We start from the raw sequence: 23,306 nt of genomic DNA on the forward strand, positions 1-23,306 counted from the left end.
TCCGAATGAGTGAGGCTGGGCTGCGCTGAAATGCTTGGCCGCAGCCCTTTTTTTGCGCCGCTATAGCCTCTTGGTCATGTCGACGATCGTGAAGACCGGGCGCTTCGGATTGGGCCGCCGGCCTGTTTCCTCAAATCCCAGACGCTTGTAAAGCGCGATGTTCCGCGTCATGAGGGCATTGGTGTAGAGACGGATCGTTGCCCGTCCCGCGTCCCGCGCGCGCTCTTCCGCAAAATCGATCAGCCGGCGGCCATAGCCGTAGCCTGCATGATCGGGGTCGACGGCGACGCTGAAGATCATGTCGTGATCGACGTCGCGCTCGATGACAATGAGCGCCGCGATTGCCCCGTCTTCCAGACCGAGCCAGACTTCGCCGCGTGCGATCCGCGGGGCGTAATCTTCTGTCACCGGCACGGGCGGATAGCCGAGGATCGGCAGGTAGACGTCATAGGCCCGACGGGTGATGTCGACCACCGTGTCGAGGTCGGCAACCAGCGCCGGACGAATATCGAATGTCAACTTGACGCTCCCGCGCAATGCGAACCGTGCGGCGCTCGCCGGAGGTTCGATAGGGACCGGCGACGCGTTGTTGAGGCGCGGCGGGCGGCGGGGATCAGTACTCCATCACCTTGATGATGGCCGGCGACAGGATCACGGCGAAGAGCACCGGCAGGAAGAACAGGATCATCGGCACGGTGAGCTTCGGGGGCAGGGCGGCCGCCTTCTTTTCCGCTTCGTTCATGCGCATGTCGCGGTTTTCCTGGGCCATGGTGCGCAAGGTCGTGCCGAGCGGCGTGCCGTAGCGTTCCGCCTGCATGAGGGCGAGACAGACCGACTTGACGCCTTCAAGCCCGGTGCGCGCGGCAAGGTTCTCATAGGCCTTCTTGCGGTCGGGCAGGTAAGAGAGTTCGGCCGTCGTCAGGCTCAGTTCCTCGGCAAGCTCGATGGACTGAACGCCGATCTCCTCGGCCACCTTGCGGAAGGCCTGCTCGACGGACATGCCCGATTCCACGCAGATCAGCAGAAGGTCCAGCGCATCGGGGAAGGCGCGCTTGATGGAGAACTGTCGCTTCTGCGCCTTGTTGGAGAGAAACATCACCGGCGCATAGAAGCCCGCATAGGCGCCGAACAGCGAAATGAGAAGCTTGACCGACGTGGGCTGGTCGATATCGAGGATGACGAAGAGATAGAGCGCCGTGATCGCGAAGGTGGCGAAGGGCAGCACGAAGCGCGCGAACAGCAGCGCCGTCATGGGCGCCTCGCCGCGGTAGCCGGCCAGTCGAAGCTTCTCCACCGTCTTGTCGTCCGCAAGAGCCTGCTTGAGGCTCAACTGCTCGACGAGGTTCGTCATGTATTTCTTCGGTTCTGCCCGCCGCGCGCCGCGCGCCTTCGATTCCGTCTGCAGGCGAGCGCGTTCGCGCTGCCGGATCTTGTCGCGTTCGATGGCGACCGCCCTCATGCGCGAATCCAGCTTGTCCGAAGACAATAGCGGCATGGCCAGCGAGAGGATCGTCCCGAAAATGGCGATGCCGACGGCAACCGACATCAGGAAGGCCGGGTCGCGGACAGTGGCGATGACTTGATCCATATCCTGTCGATCCTCCCGTCAGATATCGAAGTTGATCATTTTGCGCATGACGAGGATGCCCATCAGCATCCAGAGCCCGGAAATGCCCATGATGATCTGGCCGATCGGGTCGATCCACAGGATGCTGATATAGTCCGGGCTGGTGATGTAGACGAGCACCGCGACGATGATCGGCATGGCGCCGATGATGACGGCCGATGCCTTGGCCTCCATGCTCATCGCCTGGATCTTGGCCCGCATCTTCTTGCGCTCGCGCAGCACGCGGGCAAGGTTGCCGAGTGCTTCCGAAAGATTGCCGCCGGCCTTGGCCTGAATCGCGATCACGATCGCGAAGAAATTGACCTCGGGCAGCGGGACGCGCTCGTAGAGCCGGCCGACGGCCTGATCGATCGTCATGCCCATCTGCATGGTCTCGACGGCAAAGCGGAATTCGGTCCGCACCGGCTCATTGGCGTCGATCGCGATCATGCGGACGCAGTCGTTGAGCGGCAGGCCTGCCTTCACGCCGCGCACGATGACCTCCACCGCATTCGGCAGTTCGTTGATGAAGGCATTCATCCGGCGCTTACGCAGGAAATTGACCACGAAACGCGGAAACCCGAAGCCGCCGGCGAAGGTCGCGCCGAGCGCGGCCAGCAGAGGCGCACCGAGGACCTTTGCGACGGTACCGATGACGATCGCGCTGATCACGCTGAAGATGATGAAATGCGACATCTTCCATTTGAGGCCGGCCTGCTGCAGTCGCAGCGACATCGGCGGATTGCGCCCGCGGCTCGCCTGGTGCTTCTGCTTGACCTCGATGTCCTTGAGTGTCGCCTGGACATTCCTGCGACGCTGAGCCGTGTCAACCTTGCGGCTGTTCGCCTCGGCCCTGTCTGTGGCTGAGGAGGAGACCATGCTGAAGCGCTTTTCCTTGCGCTTCTCGCTCGTAATCCTTTGATAGAACGTCGCATAGAAGATGGCGCCGACCGACAGCATCACAAGCAGGGCGATCGCCAGGATCGCTATATTGGGGTTGATCGGCATTCCTCTGCTCTCCGGCGACCTTCGCCTCTATGCCATTCGTGGACTCTGCTGGCCGGTTCCGTTTCAGAACGCCACTTCGTCGACTTCCGAGGAGTCGAGCGCGTTGGCAAGGCGCTTTTCTTCGCCATAGTAGCGGGCCCGATCCCAGAACGCCGGCTGACCGATGCCGGTCGAACGATGCTGTCCGAGGACGCGCCCGTGCTCGTCCTCGCCGGTCATGTCGTAGACGAAGATGTCCTGGGTCACGACGACGTCGCCTTCCATGCCCACCACCTCGGTGATGTGGGTGATGCGGCGCGAGCCGTCGCGCAGGCGGGCGGCCTGGACGATGACGTCCACCGACGAAACGATCATCTCGCGGATGGTCTTGGAGGGCAGGGCATACCCGCCCATGGTGATCATGGATTCAAGGCGGCTGAGCGCCTCGCGCGGGCTGTTGGCGTGCAGCGTCCCCATGGAACCGTCGTGACCGGTGTTCATCGCCTGCAACAGGTCGAAGGCCTCCGGTCCGCGCACTTCGCCGACGATGATCCGCTCGGGACGCATACGCAGGCAGTTCTTGACGAGGTCGCGCATGGTGATCTGGCCTTCGCCTTCCAGATTGGCCGGCCGGGTTTCCAGACGCACGACATGCGGCTGCTGCAGCTGCAGTTCGGCCGCGTCCTCGCAGGTGATGATGCGTTCGTCAGGTTCGATGAAGGCTGTCAGACAGTTGAGCAGCGTCGTCTTGCCCGAACCCGTGCCGCCGGAAATGAGCACATTGCAGCGCACCTTGCCGATGACCTCCAGGACGGTCGCGCCATGCGGCGAGATGGCTCCGAACTTGACCAGTTGCCCGAGGGTCAGCTTGTCCTTCTTGAACTTACGAATGGTGAGCGCCGGGCCGTCGATGGACAGCGGAGGCGCGATCACGTTGACACGCGATCCGTCCGCAAGACGGGCATCGCAGATCGGGCTCGCCTCGTCGACGCGGCGGCCGACCTGGCTGACGATGCGCTGGCAGATGTTCATCAGTTGGGCATTGTCGCGGAAGCGGACGCCCGTCTTCTGAACCTTGCCGGCGACTTCGATGAAGGTCGTGCCGGCGCCGTTGACCATGATGTCGGCGATGTCGTCGCGCGCGAGCAGTGGCTCCAGCGGGCCATAGCCGAGGACGTCGTTGCAGATGTCGTCGAGCAGCTCTTCCTGCTCGGAGATCGACATGACCACCGCCTTGAGGGCGATGATGTCGTTGATGATGTCGCGGATTTCCTCGCGCGCCGCGTCCGGTTCCAGCTTGCTGAGCTGCGACAGGTCGATGGTGTCGATCAGCGCGGAGAAGATCGACGTCTTGGTCGCGTAGTAGCTCTCGGACTTCGGCCGCTCGGACATCGGCGGGGGCGGCGGAGGCGGCGGGGGCGCCTTGGCCGGCTCGCTGGCGCGAATCTCCCGCACAACGGCGGAGGCGGCCGGTGCGGCCCGTTCGGAATCGGCGGCCGGATTCGTTGCCGGCTTCGAGCCTTTGCCGAAGTCCGCGGGGCCGGACGTGCCGCGCTTGCCGAACATCTCCAAAACTCCTTCTCAACTCCACCATGTCGGGGGAGGCCGGCGCCAGCGGTCGCCTGGCCGTCCGGCAAGGTTGTCAGGCACTCTTTTTCGTCTTGCCCCGGCCGAGCTTGGCCATCAGCGGGGCGAGAGCCGATCGCTTGGCCTTCTGCACCACGCCGCGTCCGGCGATGACCCGGCCGATTTCCTCGAAGATGCCCACGGTCGGGCTCTTGGGACTGTATTCCGCAATCATCTGGCCGTTGTTGGCGGCGGCACCGAACATCGCGGCGTCGAAGGGCACGATGGCGACGGGCGAGATGTTGAGGGCCTTCTCGAAGTCCGCCGCCTTGATCTCCGGACGTTTGGGCATGCCGACCTGGTTCAGGACCAGGCGCGGCGAATGATCGGTCGGCCGGATCAGTTTGAGCTGGTCCATCATGTTCTTGACGTTGCGCAGGCTGGCAAGATCGGGCGTTGCTGTGATCACGATGTCGTCGACCACCGAAAGCGTGCGCTTGACCCATCCGGACCAGACATGAGGTACGTCGAGGACGACGGTGGGCACGCCGACACGGACGGTCTCAAGCAGGGAGACAAAATCGTCGTCCTTGAAATCGTAGACCCGTTCGAGGGTCGCCGGGGCGGCCAGCAGCGACAGGTTGTCGGAGCATTTGGAAAGAATACGGTCGAGGAAGACGTCGTCGATGCGCTCCGGCGTGAACACCGCGTCGGCGATGCCCTGCGTCGGATCCTGGTTGAAATCGAGACCCGCCGTGCCGAAAGGCAGATCCATGTCGGCGATGACGACGTCCGACTCGGAGGCCTTGGACAGGGAGAAGGCGACGTTGTGGGCGATCGTCGACGATCCGCAGCCGCCCTTCGACCCGAGGAAGGCCACGGTCCTGCCAACGGGCTCCGCATTGGGATCGAAGTAGAGCTCTCCGATCATGCGGATGACCGAGAACATGTCGAAGGGAAAGACGAGGTATTCGCTGATGCCGCGACGCAGCAGCTCGCGATAGAGGAAAACGTCGTTCTTGAGCCCGAGGACGACGACCTTGGTACCGGAATCGCAGATGCCCGCGAGTTCGTCGAGCCCCGCCAGCAGTTCCGCCTCGTCGCCTGGCGATTCCACCATCAGAAGGTTGGGTGTCGGCGCCGACAGGTAGAAGTCGTTGGCGGCATTGAGGCCGCCCATGTGGATCTTGACGTGAGTCCGCGCCATCCGGCGGTCGGCGGCCATGGAGTCCAGGACCCTGGCGATCTCCGGGCTGTCCACGAAGGCCTGCAGCGAGATGCGTGGGATGGGCCGAAAGTCGTCGGCCGGAACGTCCAGCGAAGCCATCCTGGCCGAAGCAGAATCCATGTCGAACGAATAGTCGGACATTACTCAGTTCCCCACACTTGACGCCTGGCCCATGGCGTCGTCGCCATAGGATGCCGCCGTCTTCTCGCCCTTGATCCACTTGCCCATCACGACCGCGCGGCGGTCGACGGAGACCGGGGTCGAGGCCCTTGGCGTGATGAGATCGCGCGGATCGGCCACGATCGCGGCCAGGTTTGCCTGGCTGGAGCAGCCGAACTCGGAATCGATGTCGTTGCTGCCATAGCCGCCGCGATAGATGTTTTCCGTCCACTGGCCGCAGGGATGCGGCACGCCGGCCGCGATCTTCGTGAAGCTGAGGCGGACGGGCGCGGCGATATTGGCGTCGCCAACCGGATAGCTCTCGGTTACGATATTGCGGCTGGACAGACCTGTCTTGAGGGCCGCCTTGCGGATCGACTTGGCGATATAGCCCGCCGCACGCTCATTGCCCGAACCGCTTGGCACCAGGATGACGAGCGGCCCGGTGCCCTTGTCGCGGGCCTCGCTGGCAAAAGCGAGGACGTTGTCGCGGTCGCGGCCGTCGAGGCCGGCGGTCCCGTGACCGACGGGAATGTCGAGAGTGGTTTCCGCGTCCTGGAGCACGATCGGATGGCGAACGCTATAATCCGTGGCCTGCAGCGAAGACGTCGTCAGTTCACCGTCGTTCACGCAGGCTCCAAGGCCTGTCGCCAGGGCCATGCCCGCGAGGAGGGCGATTGCCTTGCCGGAGCGCTCCCGGCGGAGGCGAGACCCGCGCTTGGCGGCAGGAATGCAGGATGGCTTGTTGCTCATGTCTGGCTCTTTCCCGTTCTGCCGATCACTCGAACATGAAACCGATTTTGCCCTGGTAGCTGCCCTTGGGCGGGTTTGCAGAGCTGCTGTAGACGCGGTTCAGCCTGTTGAGGAAGATGGCCTTGGCATCGCTCGGGGGTGCAAAGTTCTTGTCCGGCCTCTGCAGCGCCGACGGCGCGACCGGCTTGACCAGATAGGGGCTGACAAAGATGGCGAGTTCCGTTTGGTTGCGCTCGAATTCCTTGCTCTTGAAAAGGGAGCCAAGAATCGGCACGTCCATGAGGCCGGGGAAGCCCTTGACCTGTTGGCGAAGATTGTCCTTCAGGAGACCGGCCATCACCATCGATCCGCCGGACGGAAGCTCGACCGTCGATTCAGCGCGGCGCACCGAAAGAGAGTTCAGTGTCAGGCCGCTGATCGTGATCGCACCTTCCGTGGAAAGGTCGCTAACCTCGCTCTTGACGCGCAGGGAGATGCGGCCGGGCGTCAGAACCACCGGAGTGAAGGCAAGGCTGATACCGAACTGCTTCCACTCGACGGTGATCGTGTTGTTGTCCTGCGAGACGGGAATGGGAAATTCGCCGCCGACGAGGAAGTTAGCGGATTCTCCTGACGTTGCGGTCAACGTCGGCTCCGCCAGGGTGCGCACGATGCCCTGCTGGTTCAGTGCCTGAATGAAGGTGTCGACTGTGCCGGATACCGCTGCCTCGGCCCCCCAATTCTGGAACAGGGCGCCGCCGGGACCCGAGCCTGTCGCCGTGAGGGCGAAGGCGGAGTTCTGAAGGATGGACTCGGTGTCGATGCCGAGGTTCTTGACAATGTTGCGGTCGACTTCGGCGACAACGACCTTGAGATGAACCTGGTCCGATTCCGCGACCGAGACCATGTTGACGATCTTCTCGGCCGACCCGATGTATTTTTCCGCGATTTCGGCCGCCTTGCCGGCTTCGGCGGGCGTCTTGACCGTGCCGGACAGGATGACGCTGTCATTGATCGTCTCGACGTGAACCTGCGAGCCCGGAATGAGCTTGGCGATCATGGCGTCGAGTGTCGCTGTGTCGCGGGCCACCGAAATATTGAACTGGGCGAATTGCTGATTGCCCTGTCCGAAGAGGATGATGTTCGTCTCGCCGACGGCATTGCCGATCAGGTAGATCTTGCGCTTGGTGCGAACGACCGCATCGGCGATGGTCGGATTGGAGATCAGGACGTCGACTATATCCTCGGGCACATCGATGACCATCGACTTGTTGAGGCCGAGGTTGATCACCCGTCCGGAGAGCTGGTCTGCCGAGGCGATGCTGAGATAGTTCGCATCGGCGGCGCTCGCCGGGCCGACCGGGGAGAGCAGGGCCGTTGCGACCATCGCCGCCGCCAGCAGGCTCTTGAACATCGACTTCATGACTGGGCTCCTTGGCGGCACGACTTCGGACGACATCGGGCTGGGCACTTCGGCGTTACTCACTGGCGTTGACATGCGAGGGCACGCCGAATTTGACGACATTGATGGTCGATTCCATGTGGTCGTCGGTGTCGACCGTCTGGGTGTCCGCGATCGAGCGCAGCACGAGCGAGATCGACCCCGACTGCTGGGCCGCGGTAATCAGTTGCGATTGTTCCGGCGTGAGTTCGAGGGTTGCCGTATTCTGGGCGACGACCGATTTCTTGTCCTGCGGGTCGTCGACCTTCTGGTCGATCGCAAGGACGCGGATATTGCGCAGAAGCACTCTGGCGACTGCCGAGGATCCTTCGCCGCCACCGTTCGTCAGCATCACGTCGACCCTGTCATTGGGCAGGATGAAGCCGCCGGCGGTGGACGCTGCATTGACGCGCACAGCTACCGCGCGCATCCCCTTGGGCAGGATGGCGGAGAGAAAACCGCGGTCGGAACTGACGAGACGCGCCTCACGGACAGGCTCGCCGGCCAGAAGCTGCGCGCGGGCCAGCATGCCGACGATATCGGTCACCGCCTCGGGGCGCTTCGAGCGGATGATGTAGCTTTCATTCAGACCGCCCTTGGGCCAGTCCTTCCAGGCGAGGCTTTCGCGGTCCAGGGTGCCGCCGATGGGAATGTCCTTGGCCAGCACGAGCACTTCCTCGGCCGGAATCGCCCTCTGTGTGGCGACCTCCTGCCTGGCTGCCGGTTTCTTGGCCAGATTCATGGCGAGCATGGCGGCCGCACCCGCGGCTCCAAGTGCTACGACAATGATGACCAACTGAATCGGACGCATTCACTTGTCCTCGACCTTCAGGCAACGCTTCGACAATTCATTCGGCCGGCCTGCACCCGCGACCGCCGACAAGGCGGGGGAGCCACCACACCAGCCGGCAGGGGCCGGCAACTCATGAATCCTAAGCCTTCGGCGAGCCTGTTGCTTCACCTGAGCCAACTTGCGGTCAAAGCTCTGAATTTATGGTTAACAGTGAATTGGCGGATACAATGAACATTTGGTAAAGAACGCCGGAACGAGAACGAAGCATTTCGGCCGGCAGGGGTCAGTAAGCGAAGATCCTCGGCCGCTTCGTGGAGTGTCGCGATCGAAAACAACTTGGCACTGGAAAATCAAGCGAAGGCGCAAGACTCCGCCCGGCCAATGTGCAGCTTTTGGTTGCTTTGTCTTTCGCAAAGGTTGTGGCCGTCGGTCGGCGGATGCCCGGTTGGGTCGATCGACATCGGGCCGGCGGCCGTGAATCGACCGACGGAAATCGGATTGGAGGGCGAGAGTCTCGTGAGCCACGCGCTGTGCGGCAATGGCTCCGTCAGGGCATCAGAACGGAGAGAATCTCGAACCAGTGGGTCTGGGGCAGCGTCAACAAGCCACCGGCAGCGATAGCCACGCCGTAAGGAATGCCCGTCTCAACGCCGTGCAGCCGGACAAGCCAATTCTGGTCGGCCGCAACAATCGGCAGTGGCAGTCTGCGATAAAGCAGGATCAGTAAGGTCAGGAGGCCGCCGGCGATGGCCATGGCGAAGGCGAATTGGGCGGCGTGTTGTGGTCCCATCCAGAGCATGGTCGCCGTCACGAGCTTGGCATCACCTCCACCGATCCAGCCGAGGGCAAACATGGCGAAGGTCATGACGAGAACGAGAGCGGCCAATGCGACGCTGAGCCCGATCGTCTCCCAGGTGAAGCCGGCCAGCGGCGCCAGAACGAGATAGCTGCCGGCGACGGCCAGCGAGAGCCGGTTGGAGATCATCATCGAGCGAAGATCGGAAACGGCCGCGGCCATCATGGTGAGCGGGAAAATCAGCACGGCAAGTGCCAGCATGACGATCATCTGTTCGATGTCCTCGGAGAATCGATCCGGTTGCGATGGGCGCGAGCGCCCTATTCACGAAGAATGCCGCACCAGGACAAAGAAAGGGTAAATCCTCCGGCAAATGAAGGGACGAAGCCGGCGGTCGTGCCGATTGCGGCTCAAGGGGTCCGATCACTGATATATCGCGGCGCCGACCGCGGGGAGCGCTGGGCCTTGACGTGGTCACCTGATTTTTCTGCTTGACGTAAACCGAAAAGCGCAACGGCCGCTCCCTTGCGGAAGCGGCCGTTGAAAGGCCCCCGTCAGGCGCCGGCTCACGAATGTCGCCGTTACACCATTCCCAGTGTGCAGCGACGATCGCCCGTCAGCTGGTGAGCTGGGTGGAGATGTTCGTGAAGACGTCCGAAATGTTGCCGCCCAGCGCACGAGCTGCGGTGATGATGGCCACCGAGATCAGGGAAGCGATCAGGGCGTATTCAATGGCCGTGGCGCCGGATTCGTCCTTGACGAAACGAGAAATCAGCTTCTGCATATCTTGGTCCTTTACTTCCGAGTTTGACAGCACTTTCCGTCGATCTTCTTTGTTTTATTCGATCGGCTTGACGAAGCAAAATCTACCCGGCAGAAATTTCCACGAAGTTAAATTCAGTGATGAAACCGGCAGCAATTGAGATCATTCATTCCATAGTAAAAAGAATATTATGAATCCACTTTGGGGGGTGGATTCTATTTTTGTTGACCATATTTTTTCAAGAAAAATGCTGCAAGGCGTCTTGCGTCCCGCGGGAGTGGAGAGAGAGCCATCCTCGTCGGCGCGTCGCAACGGGCGGTGTCGATCTAAAAATTCAGGTCACCGTCGGACGGTCTGCCGGTTACCGGCTTGCGGCGGCAACACATGCAAGGTTCCGCCATCCGCCAGGCGCGAGGTCAGCCACTGCCCGATCGAAAGTGCCGGCTCCGCCTTCATTGCAGATCTTGCCACTGGTCAGGAGTCAGGAAGCCCGTCACCTTGGCGCCTTCCTGCTTCTGCCATTCCATGATGGCGGCTCGCGTCAGATCTCCGAAGACGCCATCGATGGGGCCCTGATAGTAGCCGCCGACATTGAGCGCTTCCTGGGCGATGCGGCGTACATTGCGCGAGACGCCCCGCTCGATGGCCTGCAGCGTGTAGACATCGAGTTCCGCGTCCGGTGGTGCGGCCGCCACGGACTCCGCGACGGGCGCCGGCAGTTGAACCGCCTCGGGCGCGGCGACAGGCTCCTTCGGGCTGCGCAGCCAGAAGGTTCGATCGTAGTTATAGGTGGACTTGACGCCGGGCAGCGTCTCGATGCGGGCGAGCAGGGCCGGAAATTCGACGGTCTCCTGATCCTTGGCAATCTGGAACACCGTCAGCACCTGCTTTGCAGAGGTGGCTGGGACCGTAACGATGGGAGCCATGCCCTCCTGTCGTTCCGCGGTGCCGCTCGACGGGCGGACATTCTGCGGCAGTTCGTTGGCTGCCGGCAACGGGATCGAGATGACGACACCGCCCTCGCCGGCAAGGTCGGCCGCGCGCGCAAAAGCCGACACGGGCACGGATCGGGTCAGAAGGTCGCTCGCCCGGTTGAGATTCGTATCCGCCGGGACGATGAAGTCACGCTGGCCGTTCGCAACCGACGGGGCCAGCAGCAGCACGATCCCGACATCGGCGCGCTTGACCTCGTCGGCGAAGCGATAGAGCTGATTGCGCAGCTCTGAATCCTTCGGATTGTCGGCGCGCAAGGTGACGGCACCGAAGCCGCGCATGGTCTCCTGGAAGGCGTCCGCCTGCGGGCCGGCATCGCCGATCGAAACCACCAGGCTGACGATCGAGACGTCTTCGGCCTGGCTCGCCTGGTTCATCGAGATCAGGGCGGCAAGAGCCAGTGCAAGGCAGCGAAAGGTCATGGGTATCTCCCAAGCCGGGGTAGCATTTTATTTGTCTATCTTTACGCAAGAGCGGAGTTCTTGGTCCTCTCCGCTAGAAAATAAAATGGAATGAGATAAAGATTACAATAGATCAGGCCAAAAAAGGGATTTAGATTCCGGGGTGTCCTTGCCTGACATGTGTGGCGAGGTTCGTTTCGACGGCCAGGCAGCCATGGCGTGCTGCAAGACAGGGCTGCTCATTCGATCCTGTTGATGGCCGGTTCGAACGTGTTGCTGGCGATCGGGGCCGCCGGTCTCGGGTTTGGGAGACGGTGATCCCGGGTCTTTGCGACGCCGGACCGAACCGGACGAACGAAAGCGGTCAGGGGGACGTTATGGGGCTGCGAGCCAAATTCAATATCGTGCTGGTCTTTGCCTGCCTGATCGGCATGGGACTGGCCATGTTCCTGTCCTATCAGGTTGCCAACCGGAACGCGCTTGCGGCCATCGAACAGGAAACCGAGGTCATCCGCGGCAATGCCCTCGCGGTCCGCGCCTACACGTCGAACAACATCCTGCCGCTTCTGCGCGACCGTCAGGACATCCTGTTCGCTCCGCCGTCGGTGCCATCCTTTTCCGCCCAGACGGTCTTTGCGCAGTTCCGCAAGTCGTATCCGGAATATTATTACAAGGAAGCGGCTCTCAACCCGACCAATCCGGACGATCTGGCCGAACCCTGGGAAGCCGATCTCATCAACAAGCTGCGTGCCGACGACAGCCTGGGTCATATCGCCATCGAGCGGGATACGGAGGAGGGCCGCTTCTACACCGTCGCCTATCCGCTCAAGATCACCAATGAGGCCTGCCTGACCTGTCACTCCGTTCCGGCCGCGGCCCCCGCCGCGATGGTCGATCTCTACGGTCCGGAAAACGGGTTCGGCTGGCAGATGAACGAAATCATCGGCGCCCAGATCATCTACGTGCCGATGGAGGTCGCCGAGCAGCACACCCGCGACACGGTCATGGCCCTGGCGGTCGGCCTGGGCGTCGCCTTTCTGCTGGTGCTGACCGTGACAAACCTGCTTCTTGGGCGCATTGTCGTATCGCCTGTCAGGCAGATGGCCGAGATCGCGGAAAAGACCAGCTTGGGCGATTTTTCCATTCCCGAGTACGAGCGGCCGGGCAAGGACGAAATTGCATCGCTTTCACGGTCTTTCAATAGAATGCGCCGTAGTCTCGACAGTGCAATGAAGATGCTTGAGGAATGAAGCCCTGCCCGGACTGACCCCGCGTCCTGCCGGACAGGGAGTTAAGGGCTGGACGTGAGCGCATCCTCTCACCCGGAACGAATAGGGCGTTATCGCATTGTCCGCGTGATCGGCGAGGGTGCGATGGGTGTCGTCTATGAGGGCCACGATCCGAGCATCGACCGGGTCGTCGCCATCAAGGCGTTGCATACGCATCTTGCGTCCGCCGCCGAGCGCACCTCCTGGCTGGAGCGTTTCGCGCGCGAGGCCAAGGCCGCCGGCCGCGTCATTCATCCAAATCTTGTGACCATCTTCGACTATCTGGAGGTCGAGGACACACCCTATCTCGTGATGGAATATGTCGAGGCCGGCACGCTCGCCGAACGCCTCGAGGCGGACCATATCCTGCCGCCAGCGGAGATCAGGACCGTCATGGGGCAGATCCTCGACGGTCTCGCCGCCATCCATCAGGTCGGCATCGTCCATCGCGACATCAAGCCGGCCAACGTCCTGCTATTCAAGGATGGGCGTGTCAAACTGGCCGACTTCGGCGTTGCCAGGATCGAATCCCTGGGGGCGACGCAGGGCGGTCTCATCGGCACGCCGCACTACATGTCGCCGGAACAGTTCAATGGCGGCCAGATCGACCAGCGCTCCGACATGTTCGCCTGCGGAGTGATCCTCTACGAGATGCTGACCGGACAGAAGCCCTATGCGGCGAACGGTCTTGGCGAACTGTCGGTCCAGGTCCTGCGTGGGCGCTACAATCGCCTCGGCACGCGTATCGCCCATGCTCCGGAACGCCTCAATGCGCTCATGGACAAGGCCCTGACGCCCGAACTGGCATTGCGCGTCTCCGACGTCGGCGAATTCAAGCTGATGCTGGAGGGCGCACTTGAGGGGGTGGACCAGGCAGTCCCGCCGCCGCAGGAGGGGACGGTTGTCGCCCCACTGGCGCCGGCGTCGGGATCCCTGGGCAGCCGGCCCGACGGATCGATGTCGGGCACGCTTGCCGAGCGCATGCCGAAGACGGTGTTCAGCGGGATCGAATCGCTGCTGGCCGAGAGAGTCGGGCCGATCGCGCGGATCATCGTTCGAAGCGCCGCGACGTCGACCAACGACGTCGACCGCATGATCGAGAGCCTCGCCGCCCATCTTGGCGAGGACGAAAGAGCGGCCTTTCGCGAGGCGATCCAGCGCTGCATTTCCCAAACGTCGGATCAGGTGGTCGCCGCCGGGGAGGAGGACGACCTCCTGCAGACCCTCACGCGTCTGCTGACGCCTCATGTCGGGCCGATGGCGCGCATTCTGGTCAAGAAGGCGGCGGAGCGCTCGCGCAGCCGCGAGGAACTGTGCTCCTCGCTTGCAGGCCACATCCCGAATGCGAAGGATCGCGAGGAATTTTTGGCGAAGGTTGGGTAAGCCGTTGGTCCCAGTGGATTGACGCAATGCCAAGAGATCTGCCTGACAACGCGTGCCCCTCACAGCGCAAGACACAGGGGGCAAGACACGGGGCAATCGGGACGTCTCCCTGTAGCCGCCTCCCGTCTCCGGAACGTGGACAGGTGCCCCGATGGCATCGCGGCCTGCCGGCTCTTTGACTGCGCCGGACCCGGTCGATGACGTTCGGCAGACATCGGGACATTCAACGTTCGCAGCTCATCATCCCGGTCTCATTTCATGTGTTCGCCGAAGAGCGGGCGCAGGAAGGCCGCAAATTCCTGCCAAACGGCATGACCAGCCGAAACCAATGTGATATCGACCCCAAGGAACGACCGGACGGGGTGATCGCGGCGACGGCTTCGGGCAAGCAATGCCTGTCGGCTTGAGGGATCGTCAGCGCCATTTTGGTCGGGACATCGCATGCCCTATTTGGAAATCCAGATCAAAGAGCAGGTGGAATGAAAGCTGTTATTTTGGCCGGAGGGTTGGGGACCAGGATCTCCGAGGAAACCAGCATCAAGCCGAAGCCGATGGTTGAAATCGGGGGATTGCCGATCATCTGGCACATCATGAAGATTTATTCCTCTCACGGGATCAATGAGTTCGTCATTTGCCTCGGATACAAGGGCTATGTGATCAAGGAATATTTCGCGAACTATTTTCTTCACATGTCGGACGTCACGATCGACCTGAAGAACAATTCCATGCAAGTGCATCGCGCCAACGCGGAGCCCTGGGTCGTGACGATGGTCGATACCGGGGCGGAAACGATGATCGGGGGCCGGATCAAGCGCATTCACCCCTATATCAAGGACGATGAAGCCTTCTGCCTGACCTACGGCGACGGCGTGAGCGACGTGGACGTCAGTGCCACGATCGAGACGCACAGGAAGGAAGGTCGCAAGGCAACCGTGACCGCCGTTCAGCCCCCGGGACGATTCGGCGCTCTGAAGGCGGACGGCGCCCGCGCCCTTGGCTTTGAGGAAAAGCCGGCCGGCGATGGCGGCTGGATCAATGGCGGGTTCTTCGTCCTTTCCCCATCGGTCGTCGACTACATCGAAGGCGACAAGACTGTCTGGGAGCGGGAGCCTCTGCAGAATCTGGCCTCGGACAACCAGTTGTCCGTGTACTACCATCGCGGATTCTGGCAGCCGATGGACACGCTGCGAGACAAGAATCATCTCGAGGAACTCTGGGTGTCCGGCAAGGCTCCCTGGAAGAAATGGTAACGACGGCGAAGTGACCCGGCGCGGCCACCGGCGCATCACCCTTGCGATGAGAGCCTGGTGCCGGCGGGAACCAGTTCGGCAATGCATTGCGACAGCCGGGTCCGAAGATCGGCGGCGGGCTCGAAACCGACCTCTGTCGCAAGACGGGTGACGTCTGCCACCAACCGGGGCGGATCGCCCGGACGTGTCGGATTGTCGCCGAGCCCAATGAGATCCGGTTTGCCCATCAAATCGCCGATGGTCGTCGCCACTTCGGCAAGGCTGCGCGGCTCGCCCGAGCCGATATTGACGGGACCGGACACGTCACTGAGGGCAAGGGCGGCAAATGCGGCCCCGACATCGCGAGAACTGAGGAAGTCGCGGACCTGCGTTCCTGCCGTGCAGGACGCGCGCCGGTCTGCCGCAAGGCTCATGATGATCGACTTGACGAAGCGGCGGTCGTCCTCCTCGGGGCCGAAGAGCAGAAACACGCGTCCCCAGGCGGCTTCGAAGCCGGAAGTCTGGGCAAAGGACTGGAGGACGCGGTGGCAGGCATCCTTGGCGATGCCGTAGAGCGTGCCGGGCCGGGTGGGCGTGAGTGTCTCGTGACACGCACCCGTCGCGAGCGCGGCGTCGTTCCAGTCATATTCGGCGCAGGTGCCGGCGCCGACGAAACGCCGCCCTCCGCAGGCATTGAAGGCCCGCATCAGATGCAGCGTGGCCGCCAGCCAGTCGAGGTTTTCCGGCGCCGACCAGAAATGCCCGTGTCCTGTTTCCCAGGCCAGATGGAGCAGGTGCGACGGCCTCACATCTTCCATCAGACGAGATGTCGCCGCTCCGTCGAGAAGGTCGACCGCATGAAAGCGGACGGGGGATGTCGTCGGCATCTGCGGTGCGCGTCGTCCGACGAGATGCACATCCGCCCCCGCGGCAATCAACCTGTCCACGGCGTGGCGGCCGATCAGCCCTCGACCTCCGGTGACGACGATTCGGGTCATGGATGCTTTCCTTTGGCTGAGGCGATGGCTGCATTGGCGTCTGCCGGCGACGTTTCGCCCGGCATATCGGGAAAGAAGGGCCGGGGCGATCTCAATCACGTGTCATGGCGGAGTGGGGGACACATCGGGCGGGATGTTTTCAAGGGTAGGCTCGGGAACGGCGTGCTTTCAACTGTTTCCGGAACAGGAAAAGGCGGGTGCCGCGAAGTAATGTCACCCGGCCGGGACGCCGGCGAGGGAGTGGAGCGCGCGCTTGATGCGTCCGAAGCGCAACATTGGCTCAAAAAGCCGAGATGACGGGAATGAATCCGGTGAGGGGCAGGAGAACCGAGTTGCTTTTGAGCAACGATTTCGCCTATTCAAACACTGTGTATGTTGTTAACTGATATCTAAACCATTGGATGTGCTGCGATTATTTCGGTGATCGCCGTTCGGGCCATTGCTGACGGCCTCCATCCGGGATGGCGAGCGAGGCCCTGTGCCGAACCCAGCGCGGGGGTGGCGTCTGAATGGGGCATCGGAAAGACATGGTGCCCGGCGGGCGGTTGCCTCGAGGCGGCGGCAGGGCTGCCCGATGGGAGACAGATGATGTCTGTCCTGCCCGATACGGACGCAATCATGTGTAAGGAGACTGGAAGGGATTTGCTCCCTGTTTAGCCGGAGACATTGATGTCATTTGGATTTTCTTCAGCTTACGCCGATCTTCCCGTCGTTGTAACGGGACATTCGGGTTTCAAGGGGTCCTGGCTCACCGCTTGGCTCGCAAGACTCGGGGCCTCCGTTACGGGCATCAGCCTCCCTCCCGATCAGGGCCCTGACAATCTCTTCGAGCGCGCTGAAATCGGTAAGGACTGCACGACGCATTGGACCGATATCCGCGACGCGCAGGCCGTCGCCAGGATCATGCAGGACGTCCGGCCGAAGGTCATCTTCCATCTTGCCGCGCAGCCGCTCGTGCAGCGCAGCTACCGCGAGCCTCTGCTGACCTTCGAAACGAATATCATGGGCGCGGCGAATGTGCTGGAGGCCGCGCGCCATTGCGACAGTGTCGAGGCGGTCGTTTTCGTCACCAGCGACAAGGTTTACGACAACCGCGAATGGGTTTGGGCCTATCGCGAGGCGGACCGGCTTGGCGGGCTCGATCCCTACAGCGCGTCCAAGAGCGCTGCGGAGATCGTGGCCCGGACCTACATGGAAGTGCTTCGCGGCCCCGGCGAGGGATACCGGCTGGCGACGGCGCGTGGCGGCAACGTGGTCGGAGGCGGTGACTGGTCGGAAAACCGGATTGTTCCGGACATCGTGCGCTCCCTTCGGGCAGGGGATCCGCTGGTACTGCGGCACCCCGAGGCCACGAGACCGTGGCAGCATGTTCTCGAACTGTGCGCCGGCTACCTTACTCTGGGCGCCTGCCTGCTGCATGGGCGGACAGATCGCGGCGCGGCGGCAACGGAATTCACCGGCGCATGGAATTTCGGTCCCGAACGGACGAACGAGATGTCCGTGCGCAAACTCGTCGATGTCGCGCTGGCCACCTGGGGCAAGACCGACCATCCGGTCGAACTGGGTCATTCGAGTGTTCACGAGTCGACCTACCTCAGGGTCGATTCGTCCAAGTCCCAGGCACGGCTCGGCTGGCAGCCGGCTCTCGATTTCGAACAGACGATCGCGATGACCGTTGACTGGTATCGTCAATATGTCGACAAGCCGGATACGGCCCGCAGGCTTGTCGAGCAGCAGATCGAATCCTATACGGATCTTCTTGGAAGGACGACGCGTTGATGCTGAAGACCCATGACTTCAAAACGGAGACGAAGTGCCGTCACTGTGGCGCCGGACTTTCCACTTTGCTTGCTGATCTTGGTGCGACGCCTGTCTCGAACGACTATCTGAGGCCCGAGGACCGCGACGGGGCCGAGCCGTATTATCCGCTTCGTGCGTTCGTTTGCGATGAATGCCATCTCGCACAGCTTGAGGACTTCCGCCGCGCCGACGACCTCTTCCGCGAGGACTACGCCTATTTCTCCTCGGTGTCCTCGAGCTGGGTCGCTCACGCCAAGCGTTATGCCGAGATGGTTTCAGACCGCTTCAATCTGACCGGCGAGAGCACCGTCGTTGAGGTTGCCAGCAACGACGGTTATCTGCTGCAGTTCTTCAAGTCTGCCGGGAAGAACGTTCTCGGAGTGGAGCCCTGTCGCTCCGTTGCGGAATACGCGATCAAGGAAAAGGGCATTCCCAGCCGCATCGAGTTCTTCGGCGAGGAGACCGGCCGGCGTCTGGCGGCGGAAGGATATGCCGCGGATCTGACGGCCGCGAACAATGTTCTGGCCCATGTTCCCGACATCAACGATTTCGTATCCGGCTTCCGGGAAATCCTGAAACCCGAGGGCGTTTCGACCTTCGAGTTTCCGCACCTCCTGAATCTGATCAGACTCAACCAGTTCGACACGATCTACCACGAGCATTTTTCCTATCTTTCGCTGCTTGCGGCGGAACGCTTCTTCAAGACGAACGGGTTGCGCGTGTTTGACGTGGAGCAGATCCAGACCCACGGCGGCTCCCTGCGGCTCTTCGTCTGCAAGGCGGATGCGTCCTGGCAGCGGACCGGGCGGGTCGACGAGGTGCTGGAGCTTGAGCGTGCGGCCGGGCTTGAAACGCCTGAGGTCTATGGCTCCTATGCCGAACAGGTTCGCGAGACCAAGCGCGCCCTTCTGGAGCTGCTGATCGGCCTGAAGCGTCAAGGAAAGACAATCGTTGGCTATGGTGCGCCGGCAAAGGGCAACACGCTGCTGAACTATTGCGGGATCGGCGCGGATTTCCTCGAGTTCACCGTCGATCGGTCTCCCCAGAAGCAGAACATGTACCTGCCGGGTACGCGTCTGGCGATCAAAGCGCCCGAGGCAATCGACGAACTGAAGCCGGACTACATCCTGATCCTGCCCTGGAACATCAAGGACGAGATCGTGCAGGACATGGCCCATGTCCGAGACTGGGGCTGCCAGTTCATCGTGCCGATCCCGCGCGCCGAAATCTTCTGAGCCGATCGCATGGAGTTCCTCCCGACCAAATTGTCCGGTTGCTCGCTGATCCGTATGCAGCCGGTCGGCGATTCCCGCGGCTATTTCGTGCGCACGTTCTGCGCGCGGGAGTTTTCCGAACATGGGATCGAACCCCATCTGGCCCAGGCCAGCTATTCCTTCAATGCCAGGCGCGGAACGCTGAGGGGGCTGCACTTCCAGGCGGCACCGGCCATGGAGGACAAGCTGGTTCGCTGCATCCGGGGGGCGATCTTCGACGTGATGGTCGATATCAGGCCCGGTTCGCCGACCTTCGGCGATTGGGTCGGCTACGAATTGTCGGACTCCAATCATCTGCAGCTGCACTCGGTGCGGGGATTCGCGCACGGTTTTCAGGCGCTGACGGACGACTGCATCGTGGCCTATCACATCGCGCAGTTCTACGAGGCGGACAAGTCGGCGGGCATCCGGTGGGACGATCCGGACATCGGCGTGGAATGGCCTCTGGAACCGACGGATCAGTCACCGCGCGATCTGCAGCTTCCCTTGCTGAAGGACATCGACCAGGAACGGCTGATGCCTTACTGAACGGCGACCCTGCGGTTCCCTGCAACGGGATCCGGCAAGGCATGGCAACCAAATAGAGGCATCACTGGCATTGAAATGTCATGATTTGCTGTGATGGGTTGAACGACAGGCAGGGAAGCGCCTATGTCTTTCCCGATTCGTGCCTGCTTTGGCGGGCCTTTGAACAGCCCTGCAAGAACGGCGAACCGGGCTCCGAGACAGCGGCCATCGCCCAGAGGATTGCATGATCCAGTTTGATCGCGTCTTCAAATTCTACCGCACAGAGCGTCATACGAAGATCATTCTGGACCACGTTTCCGTGCGGTTCGAGAGTGGCTGTTCCTACGCCCTGTTGGGAGTGAACGGCGCGGGCAAGTCGACAAGTCTGCGGTTGATCGCGGGAATCGAATTGCCGAATGAGGGCAAGATTCGCCGCGATCGGCGTGTTTCATGGCCGCTGGGATTTGCAACGGGGCTGCACCCGCTGATGACCGGGCGCGAGAATGTGAAATTCGTGGCCCGGGCCTACGGCGAGGACGTGCGCAAGGTCATCCGTTTCGTCGAGGAGTTTTCGGAAATCGGCGACTATATGGAAGCGCCGGTGAAGACCTATTCGTCCGGCATGACGGCGCGTCTGGCTTTTGGTCTGTCGATGGCGATCGAATTCGAATGCTACCTGATCGATGAAATCACGGCTGTCGGCGACGGTCGCTTTCAGGCGCGGTGCAAGGCGGCCTTCGACAAGCGTCGACAAACCGCCGATCTGATCGTCGTGTCGCACAACATGGCAACGGTCAAAGACTACTGCGATCGCGGAATTGTCCTGGTCGACGGACAGTTCCTCATATTCGATAATGTCGACAAGGCAATCGAGGTCTACAATCGCCTCAACCGGTAGGCCGTGTGGACATTGAGATCAGAGAACAGATGAGCATCGAAGAACGACGGCCATCCAAGGCAATTGCTCCGCTTGATCGGGCGCGCAATTTGTCTCAGGCGCTTTCGGATGCGGCGCGCGCGGCGCGCTTTTCCACGAGAGTCGGGCGATCCTACGGAACCGGCGGCTTCCAGGCACGGCGTGGAGCGAGCCTGTTTCGTCTGGTCACGATGGTCACATTCATGGTCTTCGTGGTGCTGCCGACACTCGCCGCCTGTATCTACTATGCGTTCATTGCCTCGGACAGATATGTGTCGGTCGCGAAGTTCTCGGTCACGGTCTCGACGCCTCCGCAACTGGACGGAATCGCCACATATACCGGCCTTGCAGCGGCATCCATCGTTCGGGACACCCAGATCGTGACTGCTTACGTGGTGTCGCGGGCGGCGGTGGAGAAGTTGCAGGACGAGATCGACCTGCGCAGCTTCTACTCGAAGGGCGGCGTGGATTTTCTCTCGCGCTTTGATCCCGACAAGCCGATCGAAGAATTCGTCCGCTATTGGGAGGGCATGGTTTCGACATCCATCGCAATGCCTGCCGGCATCGTCGAGCTTTCCGTGTCCGCCTTCTCGCCGGAAGATGCCAAGCAAATTGCCGACAGGGTCGTCGCGATCAGCGAGGAACTCATCAACGACCAGAACGACCGCATCAATCAGGATGCGATCAAATCGGCCGCCGATGATCTGGAACGTGCGACGGCTCGTCTGACCAAGGCCCGTCTTGCGCTGGAGAAGGCACGTAACGCGACCGGTATACTGGATACGGGGAAGACTGAGGACACCATCAACCAGCTTCTTACGGAAACGCGCGGCAAGCTGATCGATTTGCAGCAACAATATGAGACGAAAAAGAAGCTGCTTTCGTCCGACAATCCGCAGATGCAGATCGTCAAGAAACAAATCGACAGCGTTGCCGCGCAGATCGCCGAAATGGAAAGTGCGTTGACGAGCAAATCGGCGACTCAGGAGCCGATTCTCTCTCAGTCGATGACGGAATTTTCCGAACTCGAGCTGGAAAAAAGCATCGCCGAAAGGCTTTATGCAGGTGCGGCGGCCAATCTTGAGGCGGCGCGAATTCTGGCGGAGCAGAAGCAGATGTATCTCAACACATTCGTTCAGCCGTCCTTGCCGCAGGAGCCCAAATATCCGCGCCGTGCGCTGGCACCATTCCTCATCGGTCTGGGGTGCCTCGGTGCATGGGGCATTGTGCTGGGTCTGGCGACGCTTGTTCGAAACCACATGGCATGACCGGCCGTCACGGGAGTGTCCGCATGTTGGGCGATAAAGGCCTGGCCCTTGGATCGCAGGGCGTCGGATCGACAATTGGGTGTGGACTGGGCTGATGCTGTTCAATCTGGAAACGGATTCGGGCGAGCAGATCGTCTTCTACGTTGTGCCCGATACATTTTCGGCGGTGCCCCGCGTGCGGATCGTGAGTGCAAGACGGACGCTGCTGGAGATCGATGCCAACGAAATACGCGAGGCTCTGGTCGCTCATGCGCGGCATGAAACGGGCCGGTGCGGATTTTCCATCGACGCCACGATGATTCCGGGACTGGCGAAAATCCGTGATCTTTCCATCTATGAAACCGAAACAAACCTGCTGGTCTATCGGCGGCGGCCTGACAAATGCATCGAGCGCAAGGTGCTCAATCTCTCCGCGTCGCTGCTACCCCCGCGATCGATGGACAATTACCTGAAGGGTCTCTTTCATTATTCGGCCATCCAGTTGGAGGCGCACGGAACAGAGACCGTCAGTCAGCTGTTCTTGCTCAATGCCGTCAATTCTCTCTATCTGAGTGGGAGAATTCTCTACAAGAATTACGAGGTTTACGCCGAAAACGGCTTCTCGACGTTCATGTGCGTCGATGATCCTTATGTTATGCTCGCTGAGCGGATCATTATTCTCGGCATGGTCGAGCGTAACAGGTCAGCCGATCAGATCATCGGGCATCGTGATGCATTGATGCTGAAGCAAGCGGCCGAATTCGCTGAAAAACTTCCGCTCGACGATGGCAAGGCATTGCGAAAGGCCTTCAAGGCCCTGCCGCCCGAGATCGCCATCGCCTTCGTCGATCCAGTCGTTCGTCTGCTGACGGCGACGACGCCGACCGACATGGCGCGCAGCGGTGCCGTTGCCTGGGCGCTGGACGAACTCGCATCCTTCAAGGTTGTCGGCATTCGCCGCGAAAGCGCCCTTTATGCCGATACAATCGGCGAATACCTTGGGATCGGGCCGATTGCCGAACCGCTGCTGGCCGGGTTTCCGAAAATTCTGGCGCTCGCCGATATCCTGCGGGAGGAGGCGCGTGTCGAACATCTCATCGCAAAGGACCTCGAACTGTATCACCATGTCGAATCCGCCTTCGAGAAATCAGTCTCGGACGAGATGTGGGAGACGCAGTGATGGGCGGCACCATGTGCTATGAACGTCCAGAATCTTGGG

Annotated in this window: 22 protein-coding genes; 10 read left to right on the forward strand and 12 right to left on the reverse strand. The window is 61.5% G+C overall.

The genetic code is table 11. The annotated features are described in order from the left end of the window. Positions 1 to 60: 60 nt before the first annotated feature. From HDIA_RS04350 to HDIA_RS04400, 11 genes are all read right to left on the reverse strand, one after another. Positions 61 to 519, reverse strand: coding sequence for a GNAT family N-acetyltransferase (locus HDIA_RS04350; protein ID WP_245884157.1), 459 nt, complete (start codon positions 517 to 519; stop codon positions 61 to 63). A 94-nt stretch (positions 520 to 613) separates the two neighbouring features. After that, positions 614 to 1,588, reverse strand: a complete 975-nt coding sequence (locus HDIA_RS04355) for a type II secretion system F family protein (protein WP_099554714.1) — start codon at positions 1,586 to 1,588, stop codon at positions 614 to 616. Positions 1,589 to 1,606: 18 nt separating this feature from the next. Further along, positions 1,607 to 2,614 carry a type II secretion system F family protein gene (locus HDIA_RS04360; RefSeq protein WP_099554716.1) on the reverse strand — a complete coding sequence of 336 codons (1,008 nt, stop codon included), beginning with the start codon at positions 2,612 to 2,614 and terminating at the stop codon, positions 1,607 to 1,609. 63 nt (positions 2,615 to 2,677) lie between these two features. Next, entirely contained in the window at positions 2,678 to 4,159 is a 1,482-nt protein-coding gene (locus tag HDIA_RS04365) for a TadA family conjugal transfer-associated ATPase (protein ID WP_099554717.1), read from the reverse strand. A gap of 76 nt (positions 4,160 to 4,235) precedes the next feature. Then, positions 4,236 to 5,528, reverse strand: a complete 1,293-nt coding sequence (locus HDIA_RS04370; protein ID WP_197708098.1) for a CpaE/TadZ family protein — start codon at positions 5,526 to 5,528, stop codon at positions 4,236 to 4,238. A 3-nt stretch (positions 5,529 to 5,531) separates the two neighbouring features. Then, positions 5,532 to 6,299: a CpaD family pilus assembly protein gene (locus HDIA_RS04375; RefSeq protein ID WP_099554719.1), complete on the reverse strand. Its 768-nt coding sequence runs from the start codon at positions 6,297 to 6,299 to the stop codon at positions 5,532 to 5,534. Positions 6,300 to 6,324: 25 nt separating this feature from the next. Then, positions 6,325 to 7,701 (reverse strand): type II and III secretion system protein family protein, encoded by a 1,377-nt coding sequence (locus HDIA_RS04380; protein WP_197708099.1) that lies wholly within the window; start codon positions 7,699 to 7,701, stop codon positions 6,325 to 6,327. A 55-nt stretch (positions 7,702 to 7,756) separates the two neighbouring features. After that, positions 7,757 to 8,530 carry a Flp pilus assembly protein CpaB gene (gene cpaB, locus HDIA_RS04385; RefSeq protein WP_099554723.1) on the reverse strand — a complete coding sequence of 258 codons (774 nt, stop codon included), beginning with the start codon at positions 8,528 to 8,530 and terminating at the stop codon, positions 7,757 to 7,759. 529 nt (positions 8,531 to 9,059) lie between these two features. Next, complete coding sequence (locus tag HDIA_RS04390; RefSeq protein WP_245884159.1) at positions 9,060 to 9,578, reverse strand: A24 family peptidase; 519 nt, start codon at positions 9,576 to 9,578, stop codon at positions 9,060 to 9,062. A 346-nt stretch (positions 9,579 to 9,924) separates the two neighbouring features. Continuing rightward, positions 9,925 to 10,092 carry a Flp family type IVb pilin gene (locus HDIA_RS04395; RefSeq protein ID WP_099554725.1) on the reverse strand — a complete coding sequence of 56 codons (168 nt, stop codon included), beginning with the start codon at positions 10,090 to 10,092 and terminating at the stop codon, positions 9,925 to 9,927. Positions 10,093 to 10,523: 431 nt separating this feature from the next. Next, positions 10,524 to 11,486, reverse strand: a complete 963-nt coding sequence (locus HDIA_RS04400; RefSeq protein ID WP_099554727.1) for a peptidoglycan-binding domain-containing protein — start codon at positions 11,484 to 11,486, stop codon at positions 10,524 to 10,526. 356 nt (positions 11,487 to 11,842) lie between these two features. On the opposite strand from HDIA_RS04400, the gene HDIA_RS04405 reads away from it, so the two are divergent. The 4 genes from HDIA_RS04405 to rfbF all read left to right on the forward strand — a co-directional run bounded on the left by HDIA_RS04405 (position 11,843) and on the right by rfbF (position 15,366). Further along, positions 11,843 to 12,715 (forward strand): c-type heme family protein, encoded by an 873-nt coding sequence (locus tag HDIA_RS04405; protein ID WP_099554729.1) that lies wholly within the window; start codon positions 11,843 to 11,845, stop codon positions 12,713 to 12,715. 54 nt (positions 12,716 to 12,769) lie between these two features. Further along, positions 12,770 to 14,116 (forward strand): serine/threonine-protein kinase, encoded by a 1,347-nt coding sequence (locus HDIA_RS04410; protein ID WP_157775284.1) that lies wholly within the window; start codon positions 12,770 to 12,772, stop codon positions 14,114 to 14,116. 197 nt (positions 14,117 to 14,313) lie between these two features. Further along, positions 14,314 to 14,523 (forward strand): hypothetical protein, encoded by a 210-nt coding sequence (locus HDIA_RS04415; protein ID WP_099554733.1) that lies wholly within the window; start codon positions 14,314 to 14,316, stop codon positions 14,521 to 14,523. A 72-nt stretch (positions 14,524 to 14,595) separates the two neighbouring features. Further along, complete coding sequence (gene rfbF / locus HDIA_RS04420; RefSeq protein WP_099554735.1) at positions 14,596 to 15,366, forward strand: glucose-1-phosphate cytidylyltransferase; 771 nt, start codon at positions 14,596 to 14,598, stop codon at positions 15,364 to 15,366. Positions 15,367 to 15,401: 35 nt separating this feature from the next. On the opposite strand, the gene HDIA_RS04425 is transcribed toward rfbF, so the two are convergent. Beyond that, complete coding sequence (locus HDIA_RS04425; RefSeq protein WP_099554737.1) at positions 15,402 to 16,343, reverse strand: NAD-dependent epimerase/dehydratase family protein; 942 nt, start codon at positions 16,341 to 16,343, stop codon at positions 15,402 to 15,404. Between the two features lie 669 nt (positions 16,344 to 17,012). Here HDIA_RS04425 and rfbG point away from each other — a divergent pair. From rfbG to HDIA_RS04455, 6 genes are all read left to right on the forward strand, one after another. Next, a complete protein-coding gene (gene rfbG, locus HDIA_RS04430; RefSeq protein WP_099554739.1) occupies positions 17,013 to 18,122 on the forward strand; it encodes a CDP-glucose 4,6-dehydratase in 1,110 nt (369 codons plus the stop codon). Next, a complete protein-coding gene (locus HDIA_RS04435) occupies positions 18,122 to 19,378 on the forward strand; it encodes a class I SAM-dependent methyltransferase (protein ID WP_099554741.1) in 1,257 nt (418 codons plus the stop codon). The genes rfbG and HDIA_RS04435 overlap by 1 nt, the downstream gene beginning before the upstream one ends. A gap of 9 nt (positions 19,379 to 19,387) precedes the next feature. Further along, positions 19,388 to 19,945, forward strand: a complete 558-nt coding sequence (gene rfbC, locus HDIA_RS04440) for a dTDP-4-dehydrorhamnose 3,5-epimerase (RefSeq protein ID WP_099554743.1) — start codon at positions 19,388 to 19,390, stop codon at positions 19,943 to 19,945. A 223-nt stretch (positions 19,946 to 20,168) separates the two neighbouring features. Beyond that, a complete protein-coding gene (locus HDIA_RS04445; protein ID WP_099554745.1) occupies positions 20,169 to 20,822 on the forward strand; it encodes an ABC transporter ATP-binding protein in 654 nt (217 codons plus the stop codon). 29 nt (positions 20,823 to 20,851) lie between these two features. Further along, entirely contained in the window at positions 20,852 to 22,108 is a 1,257-nt protein-coding gene (locus tag HDIA_RS04450) for a KpsE/RkpR family capsule polysaccharide export protein (RefSeq protein WP_099554747.1), read from the forward strand. Positions 22,109 to 22,202: 94 nt separating this feature from the next. Then, the gene (locus HDIA_RS04455) at positions 22,203 to 23,267 is read left to right on the forward strand and encodes a hypothetical protein (protein WP_099554749.1); all 1,065 of its coding nucleotides are present in this window, start codon (positions 22,203 to 22,205) and stop codon (positions 23,265 to 23,267) included. Positions 23,268 to 23,306 lie beyond the last annotated feature (39 nt).

The sequence above is a fragment of the Hartmannibacter diazotrophicus genome (genome assembly GCF_900231165.1).
GTDB classification, from domain to species: domain Bacteria; phylum Pseudomonadota; class Alphaproteobacteria; order Rhizobiales; family Pleomorphomonadaceae; genus Hartmannibacter; species Hartmannibacter diazotrophicus.